This window comes from Marinobacter sp. F4206 (assembly GCF_019392195.1).
Classification (GTDB): Bacteria; Pseudomonadota; Gammaproteobacteria; order Pseudomonadales; family Oleiphilaceae; genus Marinobacter.
Window position 1 is genome coordinate 718,459 of record NZ_JAHXKI010000002.1, and the last position, 25,194, is coordinate 743,652.

Annotated in this window: 27 protein-coding genes; 16 read left to right on the top strand and 11 right to left on the bottom strand. The window is 59.0% G+C overall.

From position 1 onward, the window contains the following. Positions 1-218 precede the first annotated feature (218 nt). From KZO34_RS05675 to KZO34_RS05685, 3 genes are all read left to right on the top strand, one after another. The gene (locus KZO34_RS05675) at positions 219-1,382 is read left to right on the top strand and encodes a polyhydroxyalkanoate depolymerase (RefSeq protein ID WP_374706527.1); all 1,164 of its coding nucleotides are present in this window, start codon (positions 219-221) and stop codon (positions 1,380-1,382) included. 122 nt (positions 1,383-1,504) lie between these two features. Beyond that, positions 1,505-2,248 carry a 3-oxoacyl-[acyl-carrier-protein] reductase gene (gene fabG, locus KZO34_RS05680; RefSeq protein ID WP_219474206.1) on the top strand — a complete coding sequence of 248 codons (744 nt, stop codon included), beginning with the start codon at positions 1,505-1,507 and terminating at the stop codon, positions 2,246-2,248. A 39-nt stretch (positions 2,249-2,287) separates the two neighbouring features. Then, positions 2,288-4,183, top strand: a complete 1,896-nt coding sequence (locus tag KZO34_RS05685) for a PHA/PHB synthase family protein (RefSeq protein WP_219474207.1) — start codon at positions 2,288-2,290, stop codon at positions 4,181-4,183. Positions 4,184-4,220: 37 nt separating this feature from the next. Here KZO34_RS05685 and KZO34_RS05690 read toward each other — a convergent pair whose 3' ends face one another. Further along, positions 4,221-5,015 carry an SDR family oxidoreductase gene (locus KZO34_RS05690; protein ID WP_219474208.1) on the bottom strand — a complete coding sequence of 265 codons (795 nt, stop codon included), beginning with the start codon at positions 5,013-5,015 and terminating at the stop codon, positions 4,221-4,223. Between the two features lie 207 nt (positions 5,016-5,222). Here KZO34_RS05690 and KZO34_RS05695 point away from each other — a divergent pair, with 207 nt between their 5' ends. Next, a complete protein-coding gene (locus KZO34_RS05695) occupies positions 5,223-6,194 on the top strand; it encodes a ribonuclease Z (RefSeq protein WP_219474209.1) in 972 nt (323 codons plus the stop codon). Here the strand turns inward: KZO34_RS05695 and KZO34_RS05700 are convergent. Further along, a complete protein-coding gene (locus KZO34_RS05700; RefSeq protein ID WP_219474210.1) occupies positions 6,171-7,121 on the bottom strand; it encodes a homocysteine S-methyltransferase family protein in 951 nt (316 codons plus the stop codon). The genes KZO34_RS05695 and KZO34_RS05700 overlap by 24 nt on opposite strands. Before the next feature lie 208 nt (positions 7,122-7,329). On the opposite strand from KZO34_RS05700, the gene KZO34_RS05705 reads away from it, so the two are divergent. Continuing rightward, a complete protein-coding gene (locus KZO34_RS05705) occupies positions 7,330-7,953 on the top strand; it encodes a TetR/AcrR family transcriptional regulator (RefSeq protein ID WP_219474211.1) in 624 nt (207 codons plus the stop codon). Here the strand turns inward: KZO34_RS05705 and KZO34_RS05710 are convergent, their stop codons facing one another. From KZO34_RS05710 to KZO34_RS05730, 5 genes are all read right to left on the bottom strand, one after another. Further along, positions 7,954-8,307 (bottom strand): DUF1622 domain-containing protein, encoded by a 354-nt coding sequence (locus KZO34_RS05710; RefSeq protein ID WP_219474212.1) that lies wholly within the window; start codon positions 8,305-8,307, stop codon positions 7,954-7,956. Positions 8,308-8,394: 87 nt separating this feature from the next. Next, positions 8,395-8,814 carry a transporter gene (locus KZO34_RS05715; RefSeq protein WP_219477193.1) on the bottom strand — a complete coding sequence of 140 codons (420 nt, stop codon included), beginning with the start codon at positions 8,812-8,814 and terminating at the stop codon, positions 8,395-8,397. Then, a complete protein-coding gene (locus tag KZO34_RS05720) occupies positions 8,815-9,225 on the bottom strand; it encodes a hypothetical protein (RefSeq protein WP_219474214.1) in 411 nt (136 codons plus the stop codon). A gap of 101 nt (positions 9,226-9,326) precedes the next feature. Beyond that, positions 9,327-10,058, bottom strand: a complete 732-nt coding sequence (locus KZO34_RS05725) for a DnaJ domain-containing protein (RefSeq protein ID WP_219474215.1) — start codon at positions 10,056-10,058, stop codon at positions 9,327-9,329. A gap of 45 nt (positions 10,059-10,103) precedes the next feature. Then, the gene (locus KZO34_RS05730; RefSeq protein WP_219474217.1) at positions 10,104-10,799 is read right to left on the bottom strand and encodes a VWA domain-containing protein; all 696 of its coding nucleotides are present in this window, start codon (positions 10,797-10,799) and stop codon (positions 10,104-10,106) included. A gap of 59 nt (positions 10,800-10,858) precedes the next feature. On the opposite strand from KZO34_RS05730, the gene KZO34_RS05735 reads away from it, so the two are divergent. The 3 genes from KZO34_RS05735 (at position 10,859) to KZO34_RS05745 (ending at position 14,937) form a co-directional block, all read left to right on the top strand. Continuing rightward, the gene (locus KZO34_RS05735; protein WP_219474219.1) at positions 10,859-11,773 is read left to right on the top strand and encodes a hypothetical protein; all 915 of its coding nucleotides are present in this window, start codon (positions 10,859-10,861) and stop codon (positions 11,771-11,773) included. 92 nt (positions 11,774-11,865) lie between these two features. Further along, complete coding sequence (locus KZO34_RS05740; protein ID WP_219474221.1) at positions 11,866-13,950, top strand: tellurite resistance TerB family protein; 2,085 nt, start codon at positions 11,866-11,868, stop codon at positions 13,948-13,950. Between the two features lie 93 nt (positions 13,951-14,043). Beyond that, positions 14,044-14,937 carry a patatin-like phospholipase family protein gene (locus tag KZO34_RS05745; RefSeq protein ID WP_219474226.1) on the top strand — a complete coding sequence of 298 codons (894 nt, stop codon included), beginning with the start codon at positions 14,044-14,046 and terminating at the stop codon, positions 14,935-14,937. Between the two features lie 28 nt (positions 14,938-14,965). Here KZO34_RS05745 and KZO34_RS05750 read toward each other — a convergent pair whose 3' ends face one another. Beyond that, the gene (locus KZO34_RS05750; protein ID WP_219474231.1) at positions 14,966-15,325 is read right to left on the bottom strand and encodes a rhodanese-like domain-containing protein; all 360 of its coding nucleotides are present in this window, start codon (positions 15,323-15,325) and stop codon (positions 14,966-14,968) included. A gap of 92 nt (positions 15,326-15,417) precedes the next feature. Between KZO34_RS05750 and KZO34_RS05755 the strand changes: the two genes are divergently transcribed. After that, complete coding sequence (locus KZO34_RS05755; RefSeq protein ID WP_219474235.1) at positions 15,418-16,380, top strand: DUF6635 family protein; 963 nt, start codon at positions 15,418-15,420, stop codon at positions 16,378-16,380. A gap of 17 nt (positions 16,381-16,397) precedes the next feature. On the opposite strand, the gene KZO34_RS05760 is transcribed toward KZO34_RS05755, so the two are convergent. Both KZO34_RS05760 and KZO34_RS05765 read right to left on the bottom strand, forming a co-directional pair. Further along, a complete protein-coding gene (locus tag KZO34_RS05760; RefSeq protein ID WP_219474238.1) occupies positions 16,398-16,853 on the bottom strand; it encodes a GatB/YqeY domain-containing protein in 456 nt (151 codons plus the stop codon). Positions 16,854-16,973: 120 nt separating this feature from the next. Beyond that, the gene (locus KZO34_RS05765; RefSeq protein ID WP_219474242.1) at positions 16,974-18,566 is read right to left on the bottom strand and encodes a BCCT family transporter; all 1,593 of its coding nucleotides are present in this window, start codon (positions 18,564-18,566) and stop codon (positions 16,974-16,976) included. A 239-nt stretch (positions 18,567-18,805) separates the two neighbouring features. Between KZO34_RS05765 and KZO34_RS05770 the strand changes: the two genes are divergently transcribed. From KZO34_RS05770 to cls, 3 genes are all read left to right on the top strand, one after another. Next, positions 18,806-19,474 carry a glutathione S-transferase family protein gene (locus KZO34_RS05770; RefSeq protein WP_219474245.1) on the top strand — a complete coding sequence of 223 codons (669 nt, stop codon included), beginning with the start codon at positions 18,806-18,808 and terminating at the stop codon, positions 19,472-19,474. Positions 19,475-19,505: 31 nt separating this feature from the next. Beyond that, complete coding sequence (locus tag KZO34_RS05775) at positions 19,506-20,072, top strand: NUDIX hydrolase (protein ID WP_257900207.1); 567 nt, start codon at positions 19,506-19,508, stop codon at positions 20,070-20,072. A gap of 200 nt (positions 20,073-20,272) precedes the next feature. Next, positions 20,273-21,706: a cardiolipin synthase gene (cls, locus tag KZO34_RS05780; RefSeq protein ID WP_219474250.1), complete on the top strand. Its 1,434-nt coding sequence runs from the start codon at positions 20,273-20,275 to the stop codon at positions 21,704-21,706. Positions 21,707-21,739: 33 nt separating this feature from the next. Here cls and KZO34_RS05785 read toward each other — a convergent pair whose 3' ends face one another. Beyond that, on the bottom strand, positions 21,740-22,180 hold the full coding sequence (locus tag KZO34_RS05785; protein ID WP_219474252.1) for a D-alanyl-D-alanine carboxypeptidase family protein: 441 nt from the start codon (positions 22,178-22,180) through the stop codon (positions 21,740-21,742). Between the two features lie 164 nt (positions 22,181-22,344). On the opposite strand from KZO34_RS05785, the gene KZO34_RS05790 reads away from it, so the two are divergent. From KZO34_RS05790 to KZO34_RS05805, 4 genes are all read left to right on the top strand, one after another. Next, positions 22,345-22,530 (top strand): hypothetical protein, encoded by a 186-nt coding sequence (locus KZO34_RS05790; RefSeq protein WP_219474255.1) that lies wholly within the window; start codon positions 22,345-22,347, stop codon positions 22,528-22,530. Between the two features lie 24 nt (positions 22,531-22,554). Continuing rightward, positions 22,555-23,040 (top strand): MOSC domain-containing protein, encoded by a 486-nt coding sequence (locus tag KZO34_RS05795; RefSeq protein WP_374706516.1) that lies wholly within the window; start codon positions 22,555-22,557, stop codon positions 23,038-23,040. Continuing rightward, positions 23,037-24,845 (top strand): Na/Pi cotransporter family protein, encoded by a 1,809-nt coding sequence (locus KZO34_RS05800; RefSeq protein WP_219474257.1) that lies wholly within the window; start codon positions 23,037-23,039, stop codon positions 24,843-24,845. Before KZO34_RS05795 ends, KZO34_RS05800 begins: the two co-directional genes overlap by 4 nt. Positions 24,846-24,906: 61 nt before the next feature. Further along, positions 24,907-25,179 carry a hypothetical protein gene (locus KZO34_RS05805; protein ID WP_219474260.1) on the top strand — a complete coding sequence of 91 codons (273 nt, stop codon included), beginning with the start codon at positions 24,907-24,909 and terminating at the stop codon, positions 25,177-25,179. Positions 25,180-25,194 lie beyond the last annotated feature (15 nt).

The window sequence follows — 25,194 nt, forward strand, 5'->3', positions numbered from 1 at the left end:
AAAAATCGGGTGTAACTTCGGAACGAAAAGGAGCGATAGCGCCCCACCGTGAGTGTGTTAAGGTGTTTTGAAGGGCCAACGCCCGGGAAATAACCGTCAGGCGTGCATGAGACAAGGGATGTGCTCGAAGATGCCGCAATCCAGACCTCAAGCAGGACAATGCCATGATGTACTTTGCCCACGAGATGAGCCGCGCCGCATTAATGCCCGTGCGCATGATGACCGGTGCTCACAGCAAGCTGCTGCGACATCCGCTGAGCCCCCTGTCCCATCTGCCGGGCGCGCGCAGTGTAGCCTCGGCCTACGGGGTCTTTGGAGACCTGACCCGTCGCTATCCCAAACCCGCCTTCAACCTGCACACCACCGTCTGTGATGGCGAGCAGGTCGACGTCCGGGAAGCCATCGTCAAACGCAAACCCTTTGCCCAGCTCAAGCACTTCCAGCGCAGCGTAGCACGGCCCGACGATCCGAAGCTGTTGATCGTGGCGCCGCTGTCCGGGCACTTTGCCTCATTGCTGCGTGGCACCGTTGAGGCCATGCTGCCGGAACACGATGTGTACATTACTGACTGGCGCGACGCCTGCCAGGTTCCACTCTCAGCCGGCGATTTCGGCCTCGACGATTACATCGACTACGTCATCGACTTCATAGACTACCTGGGGCCGGACACCCACGTCCTGGCGGTTTGTCAGCCCGTGGTGCCCGTGCTCGCAGCCACCGCGATCATGGCCGAAGATCGCCACCCGGCGGCTCCTCGCTCACTAGCACTGATGAGTGGCCCCGTTGATGGCCGTGTCGATCCGACCGAGCCCTGCGAACTGGCCACCGAGCATAATCTCGCCTGGTTCAAGCGCAATCTGGTTCACCCCGTCCCCGCGCCCTATCCTGGCGCAATGCGCAAGGTGTACCCGGGCTTTCTGCAGCTCGCCGGGTTCATGAACATGAACCTGGACCGCCACATGGGCGCCTACCGGGGACTGTTCAATTCCATGCGCGACCGCAAGGTCGACAAGATCAGGCGCCACCGCGAATTCTACGACGAATACCTGGCGGTGATGGATCTGCCAGCAACCTATTACCTGGATACCATCCAGCGTGTTTTCCAGGAATTTCACCTGGCCCGCGGCTGCTTCCGACACCGTGGCCGCCTGGTAGATCCGGCCGCCATCCACGACACCGCGCTGATGACGATCGAAGGTGAGAAGGACGACATCTCCAGTCCCGGACAGACCCGGGCCGCCCACGACCTCTGTATCAATGTGCCCGATGCGCGGCGCCTGCATCACCTGCAGGCAGGCGTCGGCCATTACGGTGTGTTCAACGGCAGCCGCTGGCGCGAGGAGATATCGCCACGATTGCGGAACTTCATCCGCGCGTCCTGAGGGGCGGCCCTGCGCTGATTTCTTGTGAGGTTGTGGGAGCTCTGCTAGCTTCAAGAGTGATGGTCTAATCAACAAAAACAATTGCTCGGAAGCAGAATCGTCACGATTCCAAGGAGAGTGTCATGCAGGACCTCAAAGGCAAGGTCGCCATCGTCACCGGTGCCTCCCGCGGCATCGGCCGACACATCGCACTTCAGCTCGCCCAGCGTGGCGCCGACGTCGCCATCAACTACCGTTCACGCCAGTCCGAAGGGGACGAGGTCGCCAGGGAAATCGAAGCACTTGGTGTCCGGGCGTTGGCCATCCAGGCGGATCTCTCCCAGATGCCAGAGGCACGCCGCCTTGTGCGTCAGGTCTGTGACCAATGGGGGCGCATCGACATCCTGGTGAACAACGCCGGCATCACCCGCGACAAGTCCATGAAAAAGCTCACCGACGAGGACTGGAACGACGTTCTCGACACCAACCTGGGAAGCGTCTACGCCACCTGCTCCGAAGTGCTGAAAGTCATGATGGACCAGAAGTACGGCCGCATCATCAACATCACCTCATTCGTAGGCCAGGCCGGCAATTTCGGACAGGCCAACTACGCGGCCAGTAAGGGCGGCATCATTGCGTTCACCAAAACCCTGGCGCTGGAAATGGCCAAGTACAACATTACCGTAAATGCCATTGCCCCGGGCTTTACCGAGACCGAGATGCTCGCCCAGGTGCCCGAGAATATCCGCGAACAGATCATCGCCCGGGTCCCGATGGGCCGTTTCGGGCAGCCCGAGGAAATCGCCCGGGCAGTGGTCTTCCTGGCGGCGGAAGGAGACTACATCACCGGCCAGCAGATCAACGTGAATGGCGGTGTGTATATGTAGCCCAGCGGTCCCGGCAGCCCCGGAGTGGAGAGCGTAACGATGTCAAAAAAACCGGTGAAGACCTCACCCGCGTCAGAATTCGAACCCAACGTTGTGCGCCGGTCACTGGTGCGGGCGGGTGTGCACGGTGGCCATCTGCTGAAACGCACCATCGTGCGCCGGTTACGCGGCGGCCCTCCGAACCCGACCAGCATCAAGAGCATCGCCAAACCGTTTGCGACCCTGACCGGCAAGCTCACGACCCAGCCCGATACCCTGGCTTTCGCCCAGATGCGCCTGATCAAGGACACCACCAGTTTCTGGGCAGGCCTGCTGAGCAGCAGAATAAGCAACAAGCCGCTGGCGGTGGCGGAACCAGAGCCGGGTGACGGGCGTTTCCGGGATCAGGCCTGGGATGAGGTCACGGCATTCAATGTCATCAAACAGGCATATCTGCTGTCGAATCGCTGGATTATGGAAACCCTCGACGATGTCCGCGACCTGGACGATCACGACAGACGCAAGCTGCGCTTTTTCACCAGCCAGATGACCGACGCCATGGCGCCGAGCAACTTCATCCTGAGCAACCCCGAAGTGCTGCGTGCGACCGTCCAGACCCGGGGCAGGAACCTGCTGCGCGGACTGGCCAACCTGCTGCGTGATCTGGATGAAGGCAAGGGCCCCATGCCGTTTCGCATGTCCGACCCGGACGCCTTTACCGTGGGGGACAACCTGGCCAACACGCCCGGCGACGTCATTTTCCAGAACGAGCTGATGCAGCTCATCCAGTACCGGCCCACCACCGACACCGTGCATCGCCGGCCGCTGCTGGTGATACCGCCGTGGATCAACAAGTACTACATCCTGGACCTGGGTGAGAGAAAGTCGTTCATCCGCTATTGGGTGGAACAGGGCCATACCGTTTTTGTGGTTTCCTGGGTCAATCCCGGTCCGGAACTGGCCCATAAGAGCTTCGAAGACTATATGCTTGAAGGGCCCGTGGCCGCCATGGACGCCATTGAGCGTGCCACCGGTGAGCGCGAAGTCAACACCGTCGGCTACTGCATCGGCGGTACCCTGCTCGGCTGCACCCTGGCCTGGCTGGCCGCCCGAGGCGACGACCGGGTCAAGAGCGCGACCTTCCTCAACAGCCTGATGGACTTCTCGGACGTGGGGGACCTGGAAGTGTTCATTGACGAGGACGCCATTGGCAAAATCGAAAAAGCCATGGCCAAGCAGGGCTATCTCGAGGGTGCCTCCATGGCGACAGCCTTCAACATGCTGCGGGCCAACAGCCTGATCTGGTCCTTCTTCGTCAACAACTACCTGCTGGGGCGCGATACCGCACCCTTCGATCTCCTGTACTGGAATTGCGACGCCACCCGCATGCCCTCGGCCATGCACAGCTTCTATCTGCGCAACATGTACCTGCACAACCGGCTGCGTGAGCCCGGCGCGATTAAACTGGCGGGCACCCCGATCGACCTGGGCAAGATCACGATCCCCTGCTACTTCGCATCCGCCGTTGAGGATCACATCGCACCCTGGATTTCCTGTTACCGGGGATCGCGTAATCTGGGCGGGCCGGTGCGTTTTGTGCTTGGCGGCTCGGGGCACATCGCAGGCATCATCAATCCGCCAGACCGGAAAAAGTATGGCTACCGACTGAACGACGACAGCAACCTGGATCCGGAGGCCTGGTTGGAAGGCGCCAGGCAATTCGAGGGTTCCTGGTGGCCGGACTGGGTGGCCTGGGCGGAGCAGTTTGGTGGCGGCGAAGTGAAGGCCCGCCATTCCGAGGACGGTAACCTGCCGGTGATTGAACCAGCGCCCGGGGCTTATGTACGGAACGAGCCGGCGCCACCTGTGCCGGCCGCCAAAAAACGCCCGAAAGCTCCACGCAAGAAGGCAGCGACAAGGAAAAAGGCACCGGCGCCTACCAAAGTCAGTCAGTGAGGCACCGGTGAATATGGTTCAGTAGGATTCTGTTTTCCTAGGCCCGCGCCCTAGTTATCCGGAACAGTGCCTCGGGAGCCACTCGTTTGATCCAGAGCGCGGCCATTTCCTTGCCCTTGCCCACCGGAATCTCCCGCTTCTTAGCCGAGAGCCCTTTGAAAACCACCTCGGCACATTCCGTCACATCCATGCCTCCGGCAATGTTCTCGTCCACCTCACCAAACGCCGAGCCGTCACCGGCGAGAGCATTTCGTGAAATATCCGTGCGGATGAAGCCCGGCACAATGGTCGACACGTCAATCCCCTGGCCTTCCACCTCGGCGCGCAGGGCATCGAAAAACCCCATCACCGCATGCTTGGCGGCACAGTACCCGGTACGCAACGACACGCCGACCTTGCCGGCCACACTGGCCGTTACCGCGAGGTGACCGGAACCGCGTTCCAGCATATGTGGCAGCACCGCCTTGGTCAGCGCGATCTGGCCCATCACATCCACATCCATCAGCTTCTGGTAGACCGACATGTCGGTGTCCTTGCACAAGGAGCGCTGGGACACACCGGCGTTGTTGATCAGCAGATCGATGCCGCCAAACGTATCCAGCACGGTCTGGACCGCTCCGGGCAACGATTCCCAGTCGGTCACATCCAGCGGCAGCACCAACACCTCGTTCGCCGAAAGGCCCGCATCACGGCACAAACCGGCGACGCGCTCCAGTTCGTCCTTGCGCCGGGCGGACAGGACAAGACGGGCACTGTCCTGGGCAAATCGCAGGGCGAGCGCTTCGCCGATGCCGGCTGATGCGCCGGTAATCCAGACGGTTTGAGCAGACATAACAACTCCTTATGAAGGGTTTGGCGTTTTACAGACGGAGCCTAAGGACTTGGCAACCGAAGCGGGTAATATTGCTGTACGAAGATTAGCAGAGAACGGCGTTGGTCCCGGTTTCCCAATATCACCAGACTGGATAAACAACGACACAGGGCCCATCATTCAGCCAACCCCATTTCCCAGGGCAATCTGACCGCGAAACGAGGAACCATGGACTTCACCTTTTTGGGTACATCGGCGGGAACACCGACGCGGTCACGCAACGTGACCGGCCTGGCACTCTCGCACTCCGGCCGCAAGCCCTGGTACCTGGTGGACTGTGGCGAAGGTACCCAGCACCAGTTGTTGCGCGCTCACTACTCGGTCATGCAATTGCGGGCGATCTTCATCACCCACATTCACGGCGACCATACCTTTGGCCTGCCGGGCCTCCTCACCAGTGCTTCCATGCTGGGCCGCACAGAACCGCTGGACATCATCGCCCCCGCCCAGGTGCAACGTTTCATCGACACAACGATCGAAAACAGCGACTCCAGCCTCAGCTATCCGCTGAACTTCATTGATTCCGAAGCGCCAGACTTCTCCTGGCAGGATGACCAGGTCAGTGTGACCAACGTGGCGCTGTCCCACCGCGTACCCTGCCGGGCCTACGTGTTCACCGAGCGGAACCTGGAGCGGCAGCTGTTGGTGGACAAGCTGCGAGAGGATGGCGTCGAGCCCGGGCCAGGCTGGGGCAAGCTGCAGAAAGGGCAGGACGTAACGCTGGAGGATGGCCGCGTGCTCCTGAGCGAGGCTTACACGAGCATTCCCCGGGTTGCCCGCCGACTGATCGTAGCCGGTGACAACGACAACCCGGGCCTGCTGGCCGACGCCTGTGAGGGCACCCACCTGTTGATACACGAGGCCACCTACACTCAGGAGGTGGCCGAGCGGGTCGGTCCCTGGCCTCAACACAGCTCCGCCGAACAAGTGGCGCGATTTGCCCAACAGGTCCAGTTGCCCAACCTGGTGCTCACCCACTTCAGCTCCCGGTACCAGTCCGGGCAGCACGGTACCCCCAACATCAACCAGGTGGCGGCCGAAGCCATGCAACACTACCGGGGCCAGCTATTCCTGGCCCGGGATTTCGATACCTACCGGCTGGAAAAGGATTTGTCTCTAAGCTGCATCCTGCCGCACTAATTGCAGGCTGACGTGCTCAATATGGCGTTGATCCGTCCCGCAACAACCACCCACCACGTTGATACCGGGGAAGCGGGTCAGCAGGCGCCGGTAGTCCAGCCCGAACTCCTCCGGGTTACCATCGTCCAGCTCTTCCGCCTCATCCAGCTCGGCGTGACTGCACCGGGATGCATTTGCCCGAATGCCACGTAAACGGTCGATGTGCTTCATCTCGGCCAGGTTCGACTCAAAGTGACTGGGGTGAGCACAGTTGACCATGTAATAGGCCGGGTAGCCCTTGCATGCCGTATCGACGATGGCGATGGCCTCATCCAGGGTTTCACCGCTCGGGAGTCGGCCGTCGGTTTCAACGGTAAAGGATATAATCGCGGGAATACCCTGCTTACGGGCCGCCAACGCAATGCCAGTGGCTTCCTCGACGTAATTCATCGTGACCGCCGTAACGCAATCGGCTGCACTCAATGCGAAACTGCTGATTTGCTCCTCGTGATAGTCACGGGCTTCCGCCTCGGTCATCCGGTTCTCGGCCCGATACCCATCACCACGGGGGCCAATGCATCCGCTGATGACGTACGGCTGGCCGGCACTCTCAAACTCCTCGCGAATGGATTCCAACAATTCGATTGCCGCCGTGTTTATGTCGTGCAACTCCGCCCTGGTGTAACCGATTTTTCCCCCCCATTCCGGGCTCGAGCGCCAGGTCGGAGATTCCAGAATGAAGCCAAGACCGGCTTGCTTTGCTATCCGGGCATAGCTCCGATAATATTTTTTCAAGGCGTCGCGGCCTTGTTGATCCTTCAGTAGAACAAAAGCAGCGAATTCCGGAAGCTCTATTCCTTCATGAAAGATCAGACTGGTTTCGAGCCCGCCATCGGTTATGAAAAGCTGGTCTCCCAGCTGTGGAAGTGCTTGTCTGTATACGCTCATGATCCCGTCCCTCCTAGGCCTGGGGTTGCTGTGAGTCTTTTATCCTAGGCTTCGAGGCCGATTCGGGTAAGCACTTCAGGTGGGGATTGAAATTGAAGTTAAGAGGCTTTAAATCAAGGTTATAAGCAGTATTTTGGGCCACTACATCTGATCATTGAGCCGAAAACTGTACTCCGGGTACAGTTTCATCAATGAAAGCGAGGCCACCATGTCAAACCGATCCCATGCCACGCAGGAACGCATTCTGGCTGCCGCGGAAACTCTGATACTGGGGCGGGGTTTTTCGAGCACCGGCATCGACGAAATCGTGGATGCCGCAGCCATTACCAAAAGCGGCTTTTTCTATCACTATTCTGATAAAAACGAGATGGCCAGGGCGCTGGTCAAACGATACCTGGAAAAGGACAACCAGGTGTTCACCGATCTCTTTGCCCGCGCGGATTCACTCTCAGAAGATCCCCTCCAGAAACTTTTGATATTCCTGCACTTATTCGCCGAAACCATGGCCAAGATGGAGATGACCCATCCGGGCTGCCTCGTGGTCACCTTCACCTACGAACGCTATCAGGCGGATGAGCAGGTAGCCGACATGGTGCGTCAGGGCGTGCTGCACTGGCGGGAGCTGATTGCGGATAGGCTGGAAACCATTGCCCAGGTGTATCCACCGCGCCTGGCGGTCGACCTGGAGGAACTGGCGGACATGTTCACGACCGTCGTTGAGGGCGGAATCCTGTTGACCCGGGTTTTTGATCACAACAAACATCTGGGCAAACAGGTTCTGCTGTACCGCAACTTTCTGCGGATGATATTCAGTCCTGACGCCAATCACTAATTACCGAGGGCTGTCTTTTTGCCAGGGCCACCGACCCTCGATTTCGAGGTGCAGCGTTACGCTCAGAAAGCTTCTTATGAGGATGATCAGCGCAAGGACACCAACGTTTTCCAGGGAATCGGCCACAACAACCGTCCGTATGATGTCCCCGGCAATCAGAAACTCCAGGCCGAGGATGATGGAACGCCCCAAATCCTTGCGGTATTTTTTATAGGCCACGCCCTCTTCAAGAGTGCGATAGGTGCGCACGAAGACCGTGGTTGATACGCAGGAACCGATGATGACCGCCAGGATTCCGAAGGCCTCAATCACAAATCCCACAACGGTTATGATTTCAAGGAAGCTGGCTTGCATCTCATCATCCCGGAAGGTAGCAAAAGGTGCTCTCCGCGCCACCGCTTCTCAAATCATAGTCGACGCCGGCGCGGCTCTCCCGGGTTTTTACCAGGCGAAGGATAAATCAACGACCAGAGTCTCAGCGTCAAAGCCGGTTTCCTCTTCCGTGCGACTGCCCACGTAGGACACCTTGAGCCCGGAGGCGGGCGTGACCGGGTGTGCGTAACTCAGTTTCCAGCCGACATTTTGCCTGACATCGTCCTGGTCAACGCCGTTGATGCGGCTTTCGCCGCCGTAGTTATAACCGAGACTAACACCTGCCCACTGCCCGGGTCTGAAAGAATGGATCAGATGGCCATGCACAAAGTACAAAGGGTCCTGCTTGAGGGAGTTGCCATTGAAGAAATCGTCATTCTCAGCGTGGAGCGCGACCTCAGCGGTCAGTTCCATTGTCCAGTTTCCCCGACTGTGAATCGCCCCGAGTTGAGGCCTGAATACGAACCGGTTTTCGCCCAGGTTAAGCAGTTAATCCTTCTCATAGTCGCCGGTTGGCAGGCGCAGCACCATCCCCACACCCACGATGGTCTCCCTGCCCGCCGTTGCCCGATACCGGGCAAACGCCTCGCCATACAGAGGCGGGGCCCCGTATAGGTTCATTGCGACTCGCACCAGGGTATCCGACCAACCAGTCCGTGAGGTTGAAGCGGGAACGCCATTCAGTAAGCCCGTCCATTCGGCCGTCTGATAGGCCTGGGCGATGTCCAGTCGTGACGATTTCCCCCAGACGTCAAAGGTACGTATGTATTTGCCAGCCCAGGTGTCCTGGGTTAACTCGACATTTTCAAGCCGCAAGGCCGGGTCGAAGTAGATATCCGCTTCGGTGTGTGCGAAGGCAATACCGCCGAAATTTGCGTCCACCGGAAGGTGGTTCCACATACGAGGTTCAGGCTCCAGAGCGAAACATGGCAGCGCCAGCCCAAGCGCAAACAAGCAGAGGGAGCGATGAACAAGAGCCGCATAAAAAGATCGCAGAATTGTCAGGACAGCAGGCATTCCTTTGCCTCATTGATTCGAGCCGCCAGATAGTTACTTCCGCCGTGGTCCGGGTGCACTTTCTGCATCATCCGGCGGTGTGCCTGGATGATCTCGTCCCGGGTGGCGCCAGGCTGCAACCCGAGAATGTCCAGGGCTTCGCTTTCGGTCAGAGGGCCGCCGGCGTTGCGGTTTTTGGCCTGTTCGCCGTCCTCCTCATCACCGCCGCTCGCCTCGTCATCGGCGCGCCAGGAGTCGCCGAACCGTCGGTCCAGGTAGGTTTCCAGTAACCGCGCCGAGTCCTCATCATTTGCCCGGCAATACCGCAACAACTCGAGAAATTCGCTCTCGGCCAGATCCGCCAGCTCACGGCCAGCCATCGGCCCCTTGAGGACGGTACCGTTCATGTCGCCGGAATCGTGGTCCAGAGTCATCTCCAGAATGTCACCGGAGACATGGGACTGATTGCCCGATTTGGCCTTCGCGCCGGCTCTTCCCGTGCCCGCCAGGCTTCCCGACAGCAGAGACGGCAGCACCCGACGCAGTAACGGATAGAGGAACGCCAACAATGCGAAGATGAAGTGCAATCGCCCGGTAACCGCCAGAACTACCACGATCACGATGCCAACGAACAACGCCAACCTGATCGCGGCCGGCCCTCGCTGGCGACGCGGCAAGCTGCGCAGCCACAAAGCTGCAAACAGGGACACCACGAGAAATATTAGCGTTATATGCACGCGGAACTCCGGGCTAGTCGACTCAACGACGTCCTGAAACCTGCCTTATCGAATCTGCTTGGTCAGACGCTTCACTGCCGCCGAGCTGCGGCTGGAAAAATCCTCCAGGGCCTTGGCTCCCCCGGAGGCATAGACCGCCACAGCGGCCATAAGATCCTTGAGCACCTGCGGGCTGTTGCGATCAAACGGCGCGTAGGCACCTCCGGACAGCTTGCTCACCTGCTGGAATACCGCCCGGGCATGGGCATCGTCGCCTTCGTGGAACATGAACACAGGGGTTCTCAGCATGCCCAGCTCGCCGGCAGTATGGCAGAGCGCGTCCACCGGTTCCTCACAGCAGTCGCCGATAAACACCACCGCTTTCACGGCTTCTTGCCGGGTTTCCTTAAGTGCGTGCGCCAGTACCTTACTGATCTGGGTGCGGCCACCCAGGCAGAACACGCCATTCATAAGGTTCAGGAGCTGGTCGGTCCCGGTGACGAACTTCGTCGCCTTAAATTCGCCAAAGCCCCGGTAGTAGCACAGCTGAATAGCCAAACCGCCCAGATCCCGGGTTGCCATGAACAACTCGCTTTGCAGGTGGCACGCCTGATCCCAGGTCGCCTCCCGGCTCGCGGTAGCATCCAGGGCGAATATCAACCGGCCCTGCCCTGCGCCACCCTTGGGCATTTTCTGGACCTGATGGATAAACTGGTCGATGGACTGTTTATCGGATTTGGGGCGTAGCTCTTTGTCGGACATAAGCGTCTGTTAACCGCCTTGGCTGGCCAAACTCTCGCTACAATCCTAGGACAAAGATCTTGCAATTCACAGGCCCCAACCCGGAGGGCAGGATTGTGTTCAAGGGCTATCGTTCTCAAACCACAGGCCATACCAAAGAGTGGTTGATTCCGCTGGCGTTTCTCCTGTTGGTCGCCCTGGCCCTGCCGCGCGCCGCTCCTGCTTCCGGTGATTTCTACCTGATGTTCCGCCAGTGGCAACCCTACGACTGGCCGGAAGATGTGCCCTCGGCCACGGAGGTGACCCGCTCACAACGTGGTCTCGGCTGGCATCGTGAGAGGTCCGAGGGTGACGTCGGCCTTGATTACGATTACCAGATTCTGGGCATCGACAACGGTGAGCCGGCGCACAACGGCCACTTGCACCGACTGATGGTCGGCGGCCAGTGGCAGCATCGGCTTTACCGTGTGGAAGCACGGGCGGGCCTGGCCGGTACGTCGAACATGTTCAAGTATCAGGCTTTCCACAGTGACATAGTGACTGGCCGGGTGGCCGTGTTCCGGGCGGTCAGTGAGGGCTCACCTCTGAGCCTGGGCGTCGGCGGCGATCATCGCTTCGGCTCGTTTCGCTGGCTTCCCAGGGTGCGCTGGGAGCACACAGGTAAGCGGGGCCTCTGGCTTGCGGACCTACCTGTTCTGTTGCGGTGGCGCAGCCACGGTGAACGCTGGGCGCTCAGGCTGGAACGGGAAGGGGATCGCTGGGCCACGCTGGATGCGGCCCGGACGTTGGAAGGCGCGCTCTATCTGCGCGAGTGGCGAGCGGAGCTGACCTACCGGATCGACCCGGGTAAGGGGCTGTGGCCAGCGGTGGTACTCGGGATTGGCGCGAGCGTGAATACCCGTCTTCGGTATCAGGACCTCAACGCGGGGACCGTGGATCGACGTCTGGGCGATGCGATATTCGGGAGCATAAGGTTGAGGTTCGGCGACGATTGAGTCGGGAGGCTCCCTTGCCCTCCGTCCGTGCCTTACAAATGGAATGATTGCCGTCGCGGTACTACCTTTAAGGAGCGGAGGGAGGATCTGTTATGGACGATCTTGTTTCTTCCAAGGCGTTCGAATTTGCCATAGGCGCAATGTTCGTCGCCTTCCATGCTTATGGGCGTTACAACACGCCGGAGTCGAACCGAAGCTCGACGACCCGTTTGCGATTCGTCGCCTGCTATATGCTGTACGCAGCGACGCTCCTTGCCATTTACTGGATCGTCACCGTCATTGCCTGGGTTTCGCCGGAAATCCTGCAAAAGATCATGATGTTACTGGGCAACGGAAGTGGTACCGACGTCGAAAGCCACGACCTGTTTCGCAGCCCGATTACCACCGCGCTGATTTTTACCGCACTGCTACCAAACTTCCCCATGCTCAAGAAGGGCGACCAGCGCCTGCTGCAAATCTTCTGGGATCTGGCGGAAATTCCCGGCCACGCCGTCAAACTCGCTCACCGTATGTACCGGGCGCCGTATCACATCTTTCCGAGCAAATACGCAGAAATTGAGAGAGAGGCTCGATCGTTCGACATCCATTTTGGCCAGGAAGGCTTCAGTGATCATCGCTCCCCTGCGTTTGCCTGGGCTACGGCGTGTTCACTGCTACTGGAAATCAAGCACTGGCACAGCGCCGAGGACCTGCGCTACCAGCGTTTTATCTTGAATCGGGAGAGTGACTACGAAGCATTAACGATGCAATTCGCGACCTTGAGCGCCCGGGTGGCCGCCTATTACCGCAGGGTCGACGAGATGGGCGGCAAGTTGCAGAAAATCGAGCAGGATTTGCGGGAGACACTGGTCAGTGATGGCCGCGACCTGTTCATGAAGCTCTGCCGCCTCATGGCCCACGCTGTTCTCAATGCCGAGACGGGATTAAGCGCACGACACCGCGCCATTGAAGGACTCGGTTTTGAACTGTTGGACGACGATCGTGAACTCCTCAGTGCCTCCCAACTCGTTAAATTGATTGCACTGGTGATGCTGGCCTTCATGGGCCTGTCACTGATCAAGTACGCCACGGAAGGCGACATCAACGGCGGCATCATCGGCGAGGTTATCTTTCTGGGCTTTCTGATGGGGGCAAACTACGGGGTATCGGCATTCATCGGCATTTATCCAAAGGACCACTGGCGATTCGCCGATATTGAGGCCACACACCATCGGCCATGGCTGGGTTACGTGGTTTCCGGAGCACTGGCGGTCGCCGCAAGTCTGCTGATCATCTCCGCACTGCGCTTCACCCGTTACACCTTCGATGGGCTCGGGTACGACGGTGCCTTCGACCAGTTGCTCGTGGCACTTTCCTGGTCTTACCCGCACCTCTACATCTCCTTTGCCATAGGCTTCGGGACAGCCCTGGCCTGCGACATAGAGTGGCGCCAGCAGGTGGCCCAACGGCGACGTATCGCCGACGCTGCCTTGCTGGCAGGCATCATGGTCGTCGCAGGCTATATTGCCTACAGCGCCATGCACGGCTTCTTTCCCTTTGAGGGCACGAAGGCTCCGCAATGGCAAGACAAGAGCATGGCCGGCCTCTGGCATTTTCTTGCCAAGAGCCTGGTTGCAGGCTTACTGATTGGCGCACTGGTCCCTTACTGGTTCCGCACCAATCGCTATCGTTCCCCCACTCAACGGATCGCGCGATTTATTGATCGCTACCACCACGAATTGCGGATCGAGGCCGGAAAGTTGCAGCGTGGCGAACTGCGTCAGGCCCTTGTGGTCACTGCAGCCGCAATAGCGATGGCGGACGGTCTTCTCGACGACGCCGAGCGTGATGTTTTTCGTGGTGCTCTCGGGAAATTGGCGGAGCATAATATTCTGGACTTCCAGATCGAGACCGGTATGGAGGACATGCTCCATCTGATTGATATCTGGCGCGAGGACGATGTAGGTGACCTCCGGGACGACGCCATGAATGAGCTCGATCCGCTTCGCAGGAAGGACAAGCTCGGCGAACTGGCCATCAAGCTCACGGTGGCAATCGGATATGCCGACGGCCTGTTTCAGGAGCCCGAACAATGCATGCTGGAAAAGATAGTGGCCGCCCTGGACCGAAATGTCGAAAAAGAACTGTCCTCCTGCGGCCTGTCGCCGCACAGGCCCGCTGCTGAAACGCCGGCGTGAAGACACGGAATGACGGGGAGCCCGGGATAACCTCTCAAGTCTGCTAGAATCGACCCGGACTTTTATCACTGGAACATCGACAGGCTCCCATGCATGAAACTCAATCCCTTTAATACCCGCATCGGTTTGGCGCTGGGGGGTGGCGCTGCCAAAGGCATAGCTCATATCGGCGTATTGAAGGCCTTCGAGGAAGAGCAGATCCGGATTCATTGCATTTCGGGCACCAGTGCGGGTGCGCTGGTCGCCAGTTATTACGCCTTCGGCCGGCCGGCAGAATCCATTCTTTCCATTTGTTCGACGCTGAACCTGTCGAAAATCATCAGCTTTACCTTCGAGCGCGGCGGGCTGTTCAGCACCAATACCATCCGGGAGATGATTCACCGTGATCTGGGAGATTGCCGGATCGAGGATGCCGAGATTCCCCTGGCCATCTGCGCCACGGATATCGAAACCGGCGAGCAGCTGGTCTTCCGGGAAGGCAATCTGGCGGACGCCGTCTGTGCCTCCATGGCCGTGCCCGGATTGTTTGTGCCGGTGGAGGTGGATGGCCGGATTCTGGTGGACGGCGGCCTGGTGGAGAACGTCCCGATTTCGCCGCTGGCCAAAATGGGCGCGGGCATCACCGTGGCCGTTGATCTGAGCCATGTCAGCCGGTACCCGAAACCGGAAGATACCTTTGATGTGATCAGCAACGCCATCAACATCGGCATTGACTTCAATACCCGCAAACAGCTGAAAAAAGCGGATATAGCCGTGCCACTGGATTTAAGCCGTTACAGCCTCACCAACAACGCAAAATGTGTGGAAGAGCTATACCAGGAAGGCTACCGGCCCATGAAGGCCAAGATTCAGCGGGTGCTCTGGTACAAGCGGATGAATCCGATTATCTCCCTGTTCAAGGCGACCGCGAAGCTGTTGCCCCTCAAGGTGCCCGAGGTTATCGAGGACCTCAAACGCCAGGCCTTCGCCCTCCGTAATCGAAACTGACTGTATACCCCGGCTTTCAGAGCCGCTGTCATCCGACGCCGAGGTGCGTGATTAACTCATCGCAGCTGCAGTCGATGATACTGACGTTACGAAACCCCATATGCTCCAGGGCCGCCGCAGCCAGAGCTGCACGACCACCTGTGGCGCAGTGCACGAGGATGGTCCGGTCCGGATCCGTGGTCTGATCAGTGATTTTCATCTCGAGCACACCCCGGGGAATATTGATCGTGCCGGCCGGGCGCTTCTCGGCCACTTCCCCGGGTTCACGCACGTCAATCACCAGGGCATCACTGTTTTCGGAGAGCAGCTCTTTGGCCGCCTGGGGCGTCAGGCAATGCAGGGATGACTTGGTTTCTGAGACGATTTCCTGCAGGGTTTTCAAACTCATGGTGAATTACTCCGTTTTGATTGATGGCCCGACTTCCTCGATTGCGGTTTAATGCGCCAGACACTCATTTACCTGCTGATATGTCTGCCATTATGCCCATTGTCACATCGCCCGAGCAAAACGTCTCCGAAGTGGAGATCGAACAGGCAATCCGCTCAGGCATTGCGCGCTACTTCGACGACTGCCGGGCGAGGGTACCGGCGTTTATTGACCGACATTTCCATTACCCCGGTGCCATCACCACCAACCGGAAAGCGCTGGGCTGGGACATGTTGCGAGCGCCCATCAACTTGCTGTGGGCGCCGGTATACGCCCTGGCGTGCCTGATAAAAATTCCGGCTCGCAACATTCCAGGCCTGATGTGGCTGCACAACCTCGCAGATCGTGTACCTGCGGGGCTTACCACCCGGGTACAGCAGCACATCTCAAACCTGATCCTGGTCGATCTGTTGAACAATGGCCAGGAGGATCCACTGCTGGAACGCTACCTGGTTGAGGCCCTGGAGGCGGCCTATGCCCGCCATACCCTGGATCCCGTGGACCACCAGAAGTTCAGCAAAATGATTGAGCCACTGGTCGCGGACGCTCTCGGTCAATACCGGGTGAGCCGCACCGCATCTGCGGATATCACCAACAGCATTTCATGCACCGTGTTGGGGGCGTTTGCGTTCCAGAAGTTCACTCCGGGGGGAATCGGGCTCGGGGTGGTGCTCGCGTCCATGCTCGCAAAAACCCTGGCCGCCCGGGACTTTATCCTCGGGGAAACCATTGGCGGGTGGTACTACAGTTTCTTTCCACCCGAGCCCTCTCTGGCCACCACGGTCAGCGTGATGGTCGCGGTCATGGCCGCACTGGCAGCCTTTGCGGCTTTATCCGGGGTTATTTTCGATCCCGTTCAGGCGGCGGTCGGTTTGCATCGGCGGCGCCTGAACAAACTGCTGGATCACCTGCAGAGAGACGTCACCGTCAGCACCCAAAGCAGCTTCCGCCCGAAAGACCAGTTTGTGGCGCGCATTCTGGACACCTTCGATATGATCAAATCGGGCTTGAGCTAGCCTGCGCTGGCTCTTACTTAGCCCGCCAGCGCCGCTTTCACCTTCTTGCTCAGATGGCCCATATCAACCCGACCAGTCACCTGGGGGCGCAGCTCGTTCATCACGCGCCCCATGTCCTGCATGCCCTGGGCGTCGGTTGAGCTGATGGCCATGCGGATCAGGGCGTCGAGGTCATCCTCGGTCAGCGCAGCCGGCATGAATTCCTCGATAATCACCATCTCCGCCCGTTCCTTATCCGCGAGTTCTTCACGGCCGGCATCATCGTACTGACTGGCGGCATCGCGACGCTGCTTGAGCATCTTCTCCAGCACCTTCAGAACGTCCTCGTCCGACAAATCCCGGCGCTCATCAATCTCGATCTGTTTGACCGCGGCCTGGGCCATACGCAGAGTGACAAGCCGGGTTTTATCCTTGTTCCGCATCGCGTCTTTAACCGCGGCGTTCAGTTGTTCCTTGAGTGATGCGTCCGCCATGGCCGAGCTCCTGTTCGTGAGTTAAAGGGACTGACTTCGCAGTGTGCGAGGCGGTAGATTTAACGGAAAACCGGAGCAGGTTCAATCGGGGAGGCGATAAACCGCTCCGGTTTTCGCGGATCACATCTTGCCTTCGGCAACCAGCAGGCCGCGCTCGTGGTGCAGGCCTTTGAACAGGCTGTAACTCATCACCAGCAGCACCAGGGTGAACGGGAGACCGACACTCAAGGCGCCTGCCTGCAGGGCATTCAATGCTTGTTCACCACCAACAAACAGCAGCACACCGGCAATCGAGCCCTCGGTAACCGCCCAGAAGACACGCTGGGCTTTCGGGGCGTCAATCTTGCCACCGGAAGTGATGCTATCGATGACCAGGGAGCCCGAGTCCGAAGACGTCACGAAGAACGTGAGGACCAGCGTAATACCAATGAACGAGGTGATCCCCGAGAGCGAAATGTTCTCCAGTGCCTGGAACATCGCCAGGGACACCTCGGTCAGTCCCTCGGACGCCAACACCCCGACATCGTTGCGGACCTGGTCCAGCGCACTGCCGCCAAACGCACTCATCCAGAAAACGGTAATAATCGTGGGAATGATCAGAACCGCGGTGACAAATTCGCGCACCGTGCGGCCCCTGGATACGCGTGCGATAAACATGCCCACGAACGGCGACCAGGAAATCCACCATGCCCAATAGAACACCGTCCAGCCGTGGAACCAGGTGGTATCTTCCTCGCGCCCGAACGGATTACTCAACGCCCCCATGTTGGAGGCATAGGAAACCGTGGTGTCCCAGAGCCAGTTGAAGATGGCGAGCGTGGGCCCGGCAAATATCACAAACACCAGCAGCAGACCTGCCATTACCATGTTGGCGTTACTCAGCAACCTCACACCACCATGGATACCGCGGATGACGGAAAAGGTTGCGACCGCGGTTACACCCGCGATTACGCCTATCTGAGCGCTGAGGCCGCCCTCGATATCGAACAGGTAGGACAGCCCGGATGCGGCCTGCTGGGCCCCGAAGCCGAGCGAGGTGGCAAGCCCGAAGATGGTCGCCAGAACGGCCACGGTATCAATGACATTGCCGGGCCAGCCCCACACCTTGTCACCCAGGATGGGGAAAAACGCGGAGCGGATGGTTAACGGCAGGCCCTTGTTGTAGGCGAAAAACGACAACGACAGGCCAACAATGGCATAGATCGCCCAGGGGTGCAGACCCCAGTGATACATCGTCGCCCCCATCGCCAGACGGGCGCCTTCAGTGGTGTTCGGTTCCACCCCCAGGGGCGTGCCATACCAGTCAGTGTAATAGGCAACGGGCTCGGCAACCGACCAGAACATCAGCCCCGTGCCCATGCCGGCCGCAAACAGCATGGCAAACCAGGACATCATGGAAAACTCGGGTTTGGCGTCTACCCCGCCAATTCGAATCTTGCCCACCGGCATGAAAATCAGCGCCAGGCAGAAGAGAACAAACAGGTTTGCACTGAGGAGGAAGCCCCAGTCAAAGATAGCGATCGCACCGTTCTTGGCGCTATCAAGGAGCTCTTTCGCTCCGGACGGGAAAATCAGCGTTGCCACGACAAACGCGACGATCAGCAGCGCCGTTAACGGAAACACGATGTTGTGGATATCGAAACCGAACTTGGCGATATTGTCCTGCCCCGCCACGTAGTCGGTCTGATAATCATCTATAGCGACGTCACCCAATGTGAAGTCTCCTCGGCCGCATGGTCTCGCAGCCTGTTTGAAAGTGAACCTCCCTAAAATCACCCTAATATTTTGACCTCTAAGAATCAAACACCCCCTCCGACCCGGAACAGTCGATGGGTGGATCACCTGAAATACCCCAATTCTGTGTCAGAAAACACAGAAGTAGTGAACCAAAACGGCATTTGCAGACTACTCTGCTAACCTGCCCAATCTTTTGATGCGAATGGAGTTTCTGCATGATTACAGTTCATCACCTGAACAATTCCCGCTCACAGCGCGTTCTCTGGATGCTGGAGGAGCTGGGCGTGCCCTACGAGATCCAGCGTTACGAACGTGATCCCCAAACCATGCTGGCGCCGGAAAGCCTCAAAAAGGTACACCCACTGGGTAAATCCCCGGTGATCACGGATGGCGATCTGACCGTAGCCGAATCCGGCGCGATCATCGAGTACCTTGCCCACACCTATGGCAACGACACCATGCTGCCGGAAGCCGGGGGCCAGGCGTGGCTGGATTACACCTACTGGCTGCATTACGCCGAGGGCTCCCTGATGCCCCCGCTGGTAATGCGCCTGGTGTTCGAGAAGGTAAAAACCAGCCCAATGCCGTTTTTTATCAAGCCGGTGGCAAAAGGCATCTCAGACAAAACCAATGAAATGTTCATCGGCCCGATGATCAAGACCCACCTCGACTTTGTCGAAGATCACCTGTCGAAAAATACCTGGTTTCTCGGGGATAACCTCAGCGCGGCCGATATCCAGATGAGCTTTCCGCTGGAAGCCTCCGTGGCGCGGGGCATCGTCGGCAAAGACCGGCCTCATATCACCGCCTGGGTGGATCGGGTGCATGCGAGACCTGCCTACCAAAGGGGCCTTGAGAAAGGCGGGGAGTATGATTTCGCCTGAATCCTTGAGACCCAGCCGTTGGGCGCAATCCTTGCGCCCACGCAAATTACCGTTCCGGCGTCGCCTGACCCGGGCCTCCGTGGCTTTGATCTACCGACACACTGAAGACGGTGGCACGGAGCTGCTGTTCATCCAGCGCGCCCGCCGCGAAGGCGATCCCTGGTCCGGGGACATGGCTTTTCCCGGAGGGCGCATGGAACCGGGTGATGCCACACCCCGGGCGACTGCAGAACGGGAAACCCTCGAAGAAACCGGCGTCGACCTGATCCGCCATGGCCACTTTCGGGCCCGGCTGTCTGACCTGGTTACCCGCCACCACAGCCGCTGGCGACCGATGGTGGTCACGCCCTACGTGTATGAATGGCCGGGAACACAGCCCGTAAACCTGAACCATGAAGTCGAGCAGGTAGTGTGGGTTCCCCTCGCTTACCTTGCAGCCAAAGAGAACCAGAGCAGGCTTCCCTGGCGCACGCCTCTGGGCACCTTGAACATGCCCTGTTGCCGATATGAGGGGTACTGCATCTGGGGGCTGAGCTACAGCATGCTGCAGGAGCTGCTGGCGCTGGACCTTGGGCCCAACGCAGTAACCATGCCCTGACAAGAGTGAAAGGAACCAGATTATCTTCCCGCACTGATTGGAATTCCTCTGTCTCATGAACTTAACTCGTAAATAACAAGGCCTGCTCTGACCTGCCGCCACAATCGGGGTTAACGCAGTGGGCAAAGCCATAACCGGCACCACCCCATGCACCTTCGGGCCGGTGCCCACGGCGTTCACCAACCCAAAGCAGCAGCCACGTGAGACTGACAAGAAAGGGCATGATCGGAATCCTGGTAACCAGCTTCTATGTCATGGGTATCATCATGGCCATGCACGCTGCCCTGACGACACGCACGTCCACGGGGGCCGTGGCCTGGACCGTGTCTCTGGTCACCATGCCCTTTGTCGCCGTCCCGGCTTACGCGGTATTCGGCAGAAATCAGTTTGAGGGCATGGCGGAGGCCTTCGAGGAACGGGCCGATGAAGTCGACCATGTTCTCGACGGGTACGGCCAGGAACTGGCGCCGTGGAGGGTCCCCACGAGTCAGGCGCCGTCCTGGTATAACGCCGTAATCCGGCTCGCAGAATTTAGCCTGGTCAAAGGCAATGCCGTGGAATTGCTGGTCGATGGTGAGGCGACCTTCGACAGCATCCTTGAGGGCATCGCTGGCGCAGAACGCTATGTCCTGTTCCAGTTTTACATGATCCACGACGACGGTCTGGGAAGACGGGTCAAGGACGCCCTGGCGGAGCGTGCTCGTGCGGGCGTGAAGGTTATGGTGCTGTATGATGAGGTCGGCAGTTCCGGTTTGCCTGACGAATACCTGGCCGACATGCGCGCCGCCGGTATCAAGGTCAGCTCCTTCAAGCCCAATCAGGGCTGGCGAAACCGGTTCCAGCTCAACTTCCGCAATCACAGGAAAATGGTGGTGGTCGATGGCCGCGAGGCCTGGGTGGGCGGTCACAACGTGGGTGATGAATACCTGGGACTCGACCCGGATTTAAGCCCCTGGCGCGACACCCACGTGAAGATTACCGGGCCCGCCGCGACCCAGGTTCAACTGACCATCCTCTCTGACTGGTACTGGGCAACCCGGGAGATCCCGGATCTGGAGTGGGCACCGACACCGGCCCCCGACGCCGATCAGCAGGTGATGATATTCCCCACTGCGCCCACCGGCCATCTGGAAAAGGCCAGCCTGTTTTTTGTCTCTGCACTCAGCGCCGCCCGCGAGCGCATCTGGCTGTCCGCGCCCTACTTTGTTCCCGATGAGGCGGTCATGAAAGCGCTCCAGCTGGCCGCCCTGCGCGGCGTCGACGTGCGGATCATCACCACCGGAAAGGGCGACAGCCTGCCCGTGTACCTGGCAGCCTTCCATTACATCGAGGAACTGCGCGGGCTCGGCATTCGCTTTTACGCCTATCGGCCCGGCTTGCTTCACGAAAAGGTCATGCTGATCGACGATCACGTCTCCAGCGTCGGCACGCACAATTTTGACAACCGCTCCTTCCGCCTCAACTTCGAGGTGGCCGCGGTGATCGTCGATGAGGAATTCGCCACCCAGATGGAAGCCATGTTTGAACGGGACTTCGACCACGCAGAGCCGATCGATCCCGACAGCCTGGAAGATCGCCCGCTCTGGTGGCGGTTGGGTGTAAAGTTGTCGAGGCTGGCGTCGCCTGTGCTGTAGGGGAATAACCCCAGATCACCGTGCCAGAGCCTGTCAGGCTACGTAGGCCTGGCCCTGCTCGAAGCGGTTTCGCACCCAGGCAATGCCAAAATTATGGTTACTATGCCCTCCCCGCGCTTTCGTGATGACCGGGCCCGGATTGCCGTAGCGGCCCTGGCGAAAGAGCTGATTCTGCTCTTCGTAGGTGCGGGTTCCGGAAATGATTTTCACATTCACACCCTGACTTAATGCGCGAGTCATAAACCCACGAGCTTCCCGTTGCGCCCGGATAGACAGAGAGGCAATCTGCTGCTCTGTGCGCCGGTCAAACGTGCCCAGTTCGTCCTTCAGGTTTTCGTATTCGGCATCGAGGGCGGTAGCGGCTGCCTCGGAAATGCGGCCCCATAACCCGTCCAACGCACCGCGGTAAAAACCCTCTGACTTCAGCAGACGTTGAAAAAACAGCACATCCTCGCCAAACAATCGGTCGCTCACCCTGAACCTCCGGAGTGATCAGCGCAGTAACAACAATGCCCGACCACGGGTTCCCACTTTCTCTGGGCTCCACGACTTCAGAATAGATCATTGCTCAGTTTTGTTGACGGATCGCCCCACGGAGGCCTGAATAAGAGATACATCACTGTGCGGAGGAAACAGGCATGAAATGGATCATATTGATCATTATTATCGCTGGTGTGGCCTACTGGCTTAATACAGGCCGTCGCAAGAACAAAATTGAAGATCCTGATGTGAAGACCTTCGACGAAAAGGACTACTACCTCACACCAGACGACAACGCATCCGAGGATGAGTCATCCCCTGATAAAACCAATCCCCGTCACTGAGCAGTGACCTGGAGAAGTAATCGCTTGGCTACACCACTTCAAACCTTGCTGGACACTCTTCCCCAACGCGGCCGGGTCGAGTGGATTGGTATCCGCCCCGCCCGTGGCGAGACCATGGAAGCGCTGGACCGCGTGGCGGTCATCCCGGGCAAGGGCCTGGACGGCGATCGCTTCAAGGGCCGCGAAACCAGCAAACGGCAGGTTACTCTGATCCAGAAAGAGCACCTGCACGCCATCGCCTCCTGCTTGCAGCGGGAGGCCATTGGCCCAGAGGTTTTCCGGCGCAACATCGTGGTCTCCGGCCTGAACCTCTTGGCCCTGAAAGGCAAAACCTTCCGGATCGGGAGTGTGGTACTGGAATACACGGGGCTCTGTCACCCCTGCAGCAAGATGGAAACCACCCTTGGGCCGGGTGGTTACAACGCCATGCGCGGGCATGGCGGTATCACGACCCGAGTGGTTGAAGAGGGTGAGCTGGCGCTTGGTGACGACGTGCAGGCCTGCCTATGAACTACCGCCGACTGGTTCTCGCCGGAATACTGGGACTCCTGGCTTATGCGCTCTGGGCGAGCCCCGAGTTCAAACAGATTGCCGCCGGCGTTGCGATCTTCCTGTCTGGCATGCTTTCGCTCGAGAACGGGTTTCGCCAGTTCACCGGCGGATTCCTTGAGAAAGTGCTTCGCCGCACCACGGACACGGTGCCGAAGAGTCTCGGTTTCGGTGTTCTCAGCACCGCCATCATGCAATCCAGCTCCCTGGTCTCAGTCATCACAATATCGTTCCTCAGTGCGGGCCTGCTCCCCCTGATCACCGGCATCGGCATCATATTCGGAGCCAACCTGGGCACAACAACCGGCGCGTGGCTATTCGCCACCGTCGGCATGAAGATGAGCCTCTCGGCTTTCGCATTGCCGATGCTCGTCTTTGGCGTGGTACTGAGTTTCCAACGATCCGGCGCACTGAAAGCTGGCGGCGCGGTCCTGGCCGGTCTGGGCTTTCTGTTTCTCGGCATCGATTTCATGAAGGAGGGATTCGAAAGCTACCAATCGGCGGTCGATCTGCGCGAATATGCGATGACGGGCCTGGCAGGACTGCTCGTTTATACGGCGCTCGGCATTCTGGCAACCGTCGTGATGCAATCAAGCCACGCGACGCTGGCCCTCACCCTCGCCGGCCTGGCCACAAACCAGATAACCTACGAGAACGCTCTGGCTCTGGCTATCGGTGCCAACATCGGCACCACGGTGACCGCGCTGATCGGCGGTCTCGGCGCGAACATCGCCGGCAAGCGCCTCGCAGGCGCCCACCTTTTGTTCAACGTGACGACGGCAGTAATCGCTCTGGTGCTGATCGAGCCCTTGCGCTGGTCCGTCGACAGCCTGTCAGCGCTTATGTCGATGCCTGACGATGACTATACGGTCAAGCTCGCCATGTTCCACACCCTGTTCAACTGCCTCGGTGTTGCCGTCATGCTGCCATTGATCTCTCAGATGTCGCGCGCACTGGAGCGCTGGATGCCGGAACGGGCGGAAGAGGCCGCAGCGCAGCCCAGGTACCTGAATCCGGCTGCGATGGATTCCCCCGATAGCGCGAACGCCGCCGTTCGCAGGGAGGTCTGGCACCTGTTCGACCAGGCGTTCATCATCCTCGCCCACGGTCTCCACCTGCACCGTGAACAGATCCGCAACTGCGATGACCTCGAAGTCATGATCAACAACAGCCGAGAGCGCATCGACATCGACATCGACCTGGTCTACCGACAGCGTGTCAAGCGCCTTTACAATGCCATCCTCGATTTCATTTCCGGGCGCATGACGCGCGCGTCACCGGCCAGTTCCACCGAATCACTCTACCGTCTGCAGCACGCCGCCGCCGAGATGGTGGAAGCCATCAAGCACGTCAAACACCTGCGCAAGAATCTAACGACTTACATGGCTGCGGATAACGCCGCTATCCGTAAGGAATACAATGATCTCCGGCTGCGGGTCGCGATGGTACTCCGGGAAACCCATCGATTTTACGAGGGCAGATTTGACGACCCCAGCACGGCAATACTGGAACTCGACGAGATCGCTGTGAGTGCCCGGGTGGACCGTGAATCCATGGTCGCGCGCGTGACGAAACTCCTCGGTGCAAAGCGGATCGATTCGGCAATGGCCACGTCCCTGCTCAACGACTCGGCCTATGCCAGCGAGACAGTAGATGCTATTTTGACAGGGACCCGAGAGCTCCTTACAGCCATGGATGTGGAGGCAGCCCGGACCACGGAAGCCCTGTCAGTGAGCGATGAGGGTCAGGCTGAGGTCTCCATCTGACGGGTAACGGGCTCGGATGGCGTCCCGGCCGACCAACCTTCGAACACAGCGGAGTTGGACAATGGGTTTCAAGGATCTGGTAGCGAAGCTCGACGATGCACTGGGCGAACTCGACAAGGGTAAGTCCCTCAAGCGCAAGGAACTGAAGCGCCTCGAGCAGGCGTTGAAGAAAAAGCGCGCAACCTATCGCGATCGGCTGAAATCGGGCTCGTCAGAGGAAACACGCGCTCAGACCGAAGTACGCCTACGCGTGGTCGAGGCGCAACTCGCCAAGCTGCGAGAGCTTCTGAAAGAGGACACGGCCCCGGCCGGCGGCACAGGCGAGCACAACTGACTGGCGTCCCTACCC

Coding starts and splice junctions, on each gene's coding strand:
- KZO34_RS05685 (WP_219474207.1), top strand. CDS start 2,288: ATGTCAAAAAAACCGGTGAAGACCTCACCCGCGTCAGAATTCGAACCC.
- KZO34_RS05800 (WP_219474257.1), top strand. CDS start 23,037: ATGAACTACCGCCGACTGGTTCTCGCCGGAATACTGGGACTCCTGGCT.
- KZO34_RS05695 (WP_219474209.1), top strand. CDS start 5,223: ATGGACTTCACCTTTTTGGGTACATCGGCGGGAACACCGACGCGGTCA.
- KZO34_RS05755 (WP_219474235.1), top strand. CDS start 15,418: ATGCCCATTGTCACATCGCCCGAGCAAAACGTCTCCGAAGTGGAGATC.
- KZO34_RS05690 (WP_219474208.1), bottom strand. CDS start 5,015: ATGTCTGCTCAAACCGTCTGGATTACCGGCGCATCAGCCGGCATCGGC.
- KZO34_RS05750 (WP_219474231.1), bottom strand. CDS start 15,325: ATGAGTTTGAAAACCCTGCAGGAAATCGTCTCAGAAACCAAGTCATCC.
- fabG (WP_219474206.1), top strand. CDS start 1,505: ATGCAGGACCTCAAAGGCAAGGTCGCCATCGTCACCGGTGCCTCCCGC.
- KZO34_RS05720 (WP_219474214.1), bottom strand. CDS start 9,225: ATGTGGAACCACCTTCCGGTGGACGCAAATTTCGGCGGTATTGCCTTC.
- KZO34_RS05760 (WP_219474238.1), bottom strand. CDS start 16,853: ATGGCGGACGCATCACTCAAGGAACAACTGAACGCCGCGGTTAAAGAC.
- KZO34_RS05790 (WP_219474255.1), top strand. CDS start 22,345: ATGAAATGGATCATATTGATCATTATTATCGCTGGTGTGGCCTACTGG.
- KZO34_RS05705 (WP_219474211.1), top strand. CDS start 7,330: ATGTCAAACCGATCCCATGCCACGCAGGAACGCATTCTGGCTGCCGCG.
- KZO34_RS05740 (WP_219474221.1), top strand. CDS start 11,866: ATGGACGATCTTGTTTCTTCCAAGGCGTTCGAATTTGCCATAGGCGCA.
- KZO34_RS05805 (WP_219474260.1), top strand. CDS start 24,907: ATGGGTTTCAAGGATCTGGTAGCGAAGCTCGACGATGCACTGGGCGAA.
- KZO34_RS05710 (WP_219474212.1), bottom strand. CDS start 8,307: ATGCAAGCCAGCTTCCTTGAAATCATAACCGTTGTGGGATTTGTGATT.
- KZO34_RS05730 (WP_219474217.1), bottom strand. CDS start 10,799: ATGTCCGACAAAGAGCTACGCCCCAAATCCGATAAACAGTCCATCGAC.
- KZO34_RS05745 (WP_219474226.1), top strand. CDS start 14,044: ATGAAACTCAATCCCTTTAATACCCGCATCGGTTTGGCGCTGGGGGGT.
- KZO34_RS05675 (WP_374706527.1), top strand. CDS start 219: ATGACCGGTGCTCACAGCAAGCTGCTGCGACATCCGCTGAGCCCCCTG.
- KZO34_RS05770 (WP_219474245.1), top strand. CDS start 18,806: ATGATTACAGTTCATCACCTGAACAATTCCCGCTCACAGCGCGTTCTC.
- KZO34_RS05700 (WP_219474210.1), bottom strand. CDS start 7,121: ATGAGCGTATACAGACAAGCACTTCCACAGCTGGGAGACCAGCTTTTC.